The organism is Vibrio sp. 10N.222.52.C3 (genome assembly GCF_041474195.1).
Lineage (GTDB): Bacteria > Pseudomonadota > Gammaproteobacteria > Enterobacterales > Vibrionaceae > Vibrio > Vibrio crassostreae_C.
The window spans coordinates 1-5,204 of record NZ_JBFRTQ010000202.1 but is presented as its reverse complement, the minus strand read 5'-3'; the positions used below and the strand labels follow the sequence as shown (position 1 = coordinate 5,204).

Sequence of the window (5,204 nt, the reverse complement as noted above, 5' to 3'; positions counted from 1 at the left end):
GCGTAACGTAGAACTTATCAACGAGAGTCACGTACGTTAACTCTCGTTGATGCCTGACTCTCTAAAACCGAAAAGGCCGCCCTGCTTCATACTAGATAGCAGGGCGGCCTTTTAAATGCGTCTAAGGAGTAATGATAAGCATGCCGCTATCTGAATCGACGAATCAGTGCGAAGCAATTAAATGCAGTTGCTGAGTGCGAAGCTGGTGACGCACTGCCATCAGAATCTTACCCAAATGGTTCTCGCCGGTTCCATCGCCGCCATCGCCCCAGAAGTGGTCTTTGTGCGAATGTTCTTTGATCACCGAATCTCCGGTCTTGGTAAGAAACAGCGCAAACTGTGGATTCTGTCTGAACTTCTCCGTCACAATAAACTGCATCACTTCAACACGAATGTCATACCAATCTTCGCGAACTTGGTCTTCGTAGTCACGACTTAAAGAGAACGCTTCAGCAGGTGTACTGGCTTCCAAAATGGTATTACGTAGCGCTTCGGAGGCAAACTTCATCGCTTGATAATAATGTTCGCTGGTTGCCCAAACTTGATCACCTACCTTGATAGGACAAGCGGCAAAATTTGACAGGTATCCGTTCGAATCTTCGGGTTCGTAAAACAGCACTTCTTTAGCTTGAGCCACAGAATTAGACATAGCCTTCTCCTTACCAACGACATCGCATATTTTTGCTTTAACTTTAAAATTAGTGGCGTTGAATATGACTGTCAAACAACTTAGCTCAAGAGTATGCCATGTGCGTGTTTTTCATCTGAAAAGCGTAATATCAAAAGGGTTAGGCTAAACAGAACAGTGAGCCAAAGAATCAAGGAGTTGATTAAATCTGGATAGGAAACATGAAAAAACACTTATAAATCAAAGGGTGGCGTTGTACCACCCTTCTAAATGCAATGGGGATTATTAGTGAATAAGACCTAGCTCCCTCGCTTCTTCCAGACTCAAACCGCTTTCTCTAATTTCTCTCAGAGTCTCGATACGACGACGAGCTTCAGCAGACTTCATTTTCTTTTCTGGTTTGAAAGATACTTCTTCTTCAGCATCCCACTTGTTTGCAATATTTGTCATTTCATCATGGTTGATAGAATTAATGGACATGTTTTCCTCCGAAAAGCACCATGTAATGGACAGGTAATCTGTAGCAAATGCTTTTTCGCTTGTTAAGAAATTCTGTACTGAAGTGTGATGATTCCGACGCTTCACAAAGCTAATTAATAAATGCCTCATTTAAACTTTGCCAAAGCCATTTTCTGCAATTATATTTAAAAGATTCCCCATAAGAAATGTGGTTTGATCCAACTCTCATTTTCCCCTCTTTCAATGCAATCAAATCCGTTAGCTTTCACATAGGCTAAGGCGAGATTTTCGGCTTAGCCGGAGAATCAGGCTGCGGGAAAAGCACCTGCGCACGATTGATGACCAAGGTTTACCCTGCGACAGAGGGAGAGATACTGTTCAAAGGCAGAGACATCTCTACTCTGAAAAGCCGTAAAGATATCTTGGATTATCGCAGCCGTGTGCAAATGGTTTTTCAAGACCCCTTTGGTTCACTCAATCCCACTCACACTATTGATCACCATTTAACGCGCCCACTTAAGATCCATAAACAGGTAGTCACTAAACAGGCTCTCACAGAGCGCCTCAAAGAGTTATTAACGCTGGTGGAGTTACCCATCGAAACGCTAGCCAAATACCCGCACGAGCTCAGTGGGGGACAAAGACAGAGGGTTAACCTAGCCAGAGCACTGGCCGTTGGCGCTGAGGTTATTCTTGCTGACGAACCCACCTCGATGTTGGACGTTTCGATTCGACTTGGCGTGTTGAACTTGATGCAAAAAATGAAGAAAGAGTTAGGCATAGGCTTTTTGTACATAACCCACGACCTTGCCACGGCACATTACATCGCTGAAGAGACGGCGGTGATGTACAAAGGGCAGATCGTCGAGTGGGGATCAACCCAGTCGATCTTGACCAATCCACAACACCCGTACACTAAGTTGTTGATCTCTGCGGTACCAGATCCCGATCTGCCATTTGGCGAACTCGTCAAAAATGAGCCAAACTATTCAATAGACGCTGATCGTATTCGAGAGCAGAGCAGTGAAATACAGCATGAAATCAAACAAGTTTCTGATAATCACTTTGTAAAACAGTGGGATAACGTTGCATGAATGAACTAGACACTTGGTTAGAGCGGATCGGAGATTGGTACAAAGACCGAAAGCATGATCAAGTGGACCGGTTAGAACCTTTGATCTTAACGCCTCCAGATGCGCTCTGGGGGCCATTGATCACGGATGAGCAGAGCAAAGGCATCGCATGTTGGCTAGACGGATGCCTGAGAATCTTTACTTTCTATCGCCACCTCGCGGATTCATCGAATCCGGACTTGGCTTCGCAGGAGGCCAACAGCTCAAGCCATCAAGATAAAGCCTACCAATACCTAATGTTTGCCTACAGTAAGCTGCAAGCGGTGTCATGTGACCCAAAATCAGAAGCAGGATTGCAAGAGTGGTGTACACAGCGGCTACAACACTTGTGTGTATTGGCTTTGGAGTTTACGAACCAACAGCAAGAACCACGTTGGAAAGCAGAGTCTGAAAAATTGATCGAGTCGCATGTACGCTTTATGGCAACCCATCCCCGAAACGATGATCAAGGAATTATTCAACGCCATCTCCACTGATCAAGCCCTTCTCGATCAAGCATCAAATCAGAATCTCACCAGAGCTAGATCCGTAGAAAGCATGATCGAGCCTTGATCATGCTTCGGCGTTTAACTCTGTAAGCTATTGAATTTTAATGATTGACTGAATTTTAGGCAAAAAAAAGCGAGTCCCTTGGGAACTCGCAAAAATCTATTCAGTATGATGTAACAAAATATGAGCCAATCTATTAATCATAAGAAAGGACAAAGGTTGTCTATTCGGGATAAATAATAATCAACTAGATGCGCTACTTTGTCATCACTTTGTCAGCGTTAGGTGCGATTTTAATCAGCACCTAATGTGTTCAAAACTATCCATTCAGCGGCGGTAAAACAGGCTTATCGCGATAGGATAATGACTAGTGGCCAATCGCCATTTCATCGAGCGCAAGGAACACATTTTCGTCTAAATGACCTTCATGAACTTGTTTACACACTTTACGACGCACCGCTAAACCAGAGATCAAACGTTCAATGGACAGATGTCGATTGCTGGTGCTATCTCGGTCGTTATATAGCTCAATCAAGCGACTCAGTGTTTCGTATGGGATAACGTCCTCCCCTACTCTCAACCAATCAAGCTTCTCAATGAGCTCTGAGCACTCTTCTTTGATTGAGGCATGTGAGTGCCCCGTCATAGCAGATAAAGCCGTTATGCTGCGTTCTAGAGCCTCTGCAGAGGTATATTTAGAGAGAGTAATCATGATCTCGTCAGCGTTGATCTCAACAGAGTGTTTACGCTGCTTAACTCGACGTCCCAATTTGCCTCTTGGCGACGGTGCTTTACGCTGAATGGGTTCAAACTCACCATCGATAATCTCAGACAGCTCTTCCAGTTTCTGCTTAGACACCATTTCGTTACGAAGTGGGTTCGGCAGCGTTGGTGCCATATTACGCTTACCTGCGTTAGTGGTACGCGCTCTTGAGTAACGTAATACTTCTTCCACATTACATTTGATATCTACCTGATAATCGGTCGTTTTCCCTTTTTCGATCAACGCGGTGATCGTCAAGTGATAACCCCATAGATTAACCAGGAAGGTATCTTCTTGATCCCCGACTTCACCCAATTTTCTGAGCTCGCGGATCAGATCCATCGAGAAACGACGCCAATCGATGTTACGCGCCAATTTCTGGTTGAGCTCACTGAGCAACATGCTATCTGAATGGCGACGTGCCATGCGGCTTCTAAAGTACGAATACATTTGGAAGACCAAGGTATGTTGCTTCAGGATTTCTGGCGGAAATAGGAAGAAATAGTCACGCGTCAGCAGCTCTTCGTAGAACGAAGGCTCCCAAACCAGGATGTATAGGTTCGGTTTAATGCGAATTTCGCCGTCAGAGCCTTCTGTAGGCGCTTCTTCCGATGCGGTAATGGTTCTAGCTAAGAATCGGAAACGATCACTCTTAAAGCCTTCTGGCATGTTCTCACTAAGCCAACGGCCTGTAAGCTCGTGCAGTTGGAAATCCGTGAATTCGATACGATCAATACTGTCGCGGATAGAATCACGTGCAGGGCCGCTGTCTTTCTTGCCACGTAAAGACAAAATATCAGTGATGTAGAGTGGTGTTTTGTTTGGCGTGTGTTTCGCGTCTAGATGGTAATCATCTTGGTGATGATCATGATATTGAACGGTGAGAGTGAATAACGCGAATAGCGTCATCAGATCGTCAACGGTCATGATATTTTTAGAAGATCGTGTCTCGATCACAGCGCGAGTGCCAGAGATCGAAACCATGGATTTCTGGTAGCTCTTACGAGTTCTAGGTGGCGCTAACGCTTGATCAATAATCCCCGCCCAATTGGTTGGCGAAACAATGAATTGATCCGCTTCATCTTTCATCGTTGGTGGGGTATTCAACCCATGTTCATTCAGTAAGCGCTTGTTTACTTTGGTTTGAGCTAGGGCTTTAGAGCGCTTTTGCTTTTCATTTTGCTTCACGCTTTCTGTCACTAAGCTGGTGGCACCCAGCACCGATATCAATTGGTTTGGGTTCACAAAGCGATGCAACATGGTTTTACCAGCAAGGCCTTCTTCAAAGCGAACGGGGATTTGTTTGAACAATCCGATATTAACTGCAGCTCTCAGCCTTTGCTGTAAGGCTGCGCGAGTGACTTGACCATCGGTTGATTCAATAATCTCAGTGGTGGAAACGTACCCGTCTTTACTGCTAAACCCACGAAGTGAAATTAGGTTAAGAAGCTCAACTATGCTTTTGGTGACACCTTTGAAGTGTTGATATTGTTCTATCCATTCAACGGCTGTTTCAGATACCTCAAATAAATGACCATCTTTGTGGCTTCGTGCCTTAATTAACAATTTCTCTTCTGGTTTCATTTTTGATCCGTATCACACTAACCGTAATTTCACTATAGTTCCTGAATGATAAAGAAAGAATGATCATAAATAAAGAGAATTTATTGGCTTTTAAATAACTGATCTTTTTGATTAATATGATCTTAAATGATTAAGTGATCTAATGATC

At 44.2% G+C, this 5,204-nt stretch carries 4 protein-coding genes and 1 pseudogene; 2 read left to right on the top strand and 3 right to left on the bottom strand.

The window, feature by feature from the left end:
* Positions 1 to 163: 163 nt before the first annotated feature.
* On the bottom strand, positions 164 to 724 hold the full coding sequence (locus AB4517_RS22100) for an NADAR family protein (RefSeq protein ID WP_372149999.1): 561 nt from the start codon (positions 722 to 724) through the stop codon (positions 164 to 166).
* Positions 725 to 913: 189 nt separating this feature from the next.
* A complete protein-coding gene (locus AB4517_RS22095) occupies positions 914 to 1,108 on the bottom strand; it encodes a hypothetical protein (protein WP_017061218.1) in 195 nt (64 codons plus the stop codon).
* A 218-nt stretch (positions 1,109 to 1,326) separates the two neighbouring features.
* Here AB4517_RS22095 and AB4517_RS22090 point away from each other — a divergent pair.
* Together AB4517_RS22090 and AB4517_RS22085 are read left to right on the top strand one after the other, a co-directional pair.
* Positions 1,327 to 2,181, top strand: a pseudogene (locus tag AB4517_RS22090) (ABC transporter ATP-binding protein); the annotation flags it as partial.
* Positions 2,178 to 2,696: a transcriptional regulator gene (locus AB4517_RS22085; RefSeq protein ID WP_102320933.1), complete on the top strand. Its 519-nt coding sequence runs from the start codon at positions 2,178 to 2,180 to the stop codon at positions 2,694 to 2,696. The pseudogene AB4517_RS22090 and the gene AB4517_RS22085, both read left to right, overlap by 4 nt.
* A 380-nt stretch (positions 2,697 to 3,076) precedes the next feature.
* On the opposite strand, the gene AB4517_RS22080 is transcribed toward AB4517_RS22085, so the two are convergent.
* Complete coding sequence (locus tag AB4517_RS22080; RefSeq protein ID WP_017071247.1) at positions 3,077 to 5,056, bottom strand: replication initiator protein RctB domain-containing protein; 1,980 nt, start codon at positions 5,054 to 5,056, stop codon at positions 3,077 to 3,079.
* Between the last annotated feature and the right edge of the window lie 148 nt (positions 5,057 to 5,204).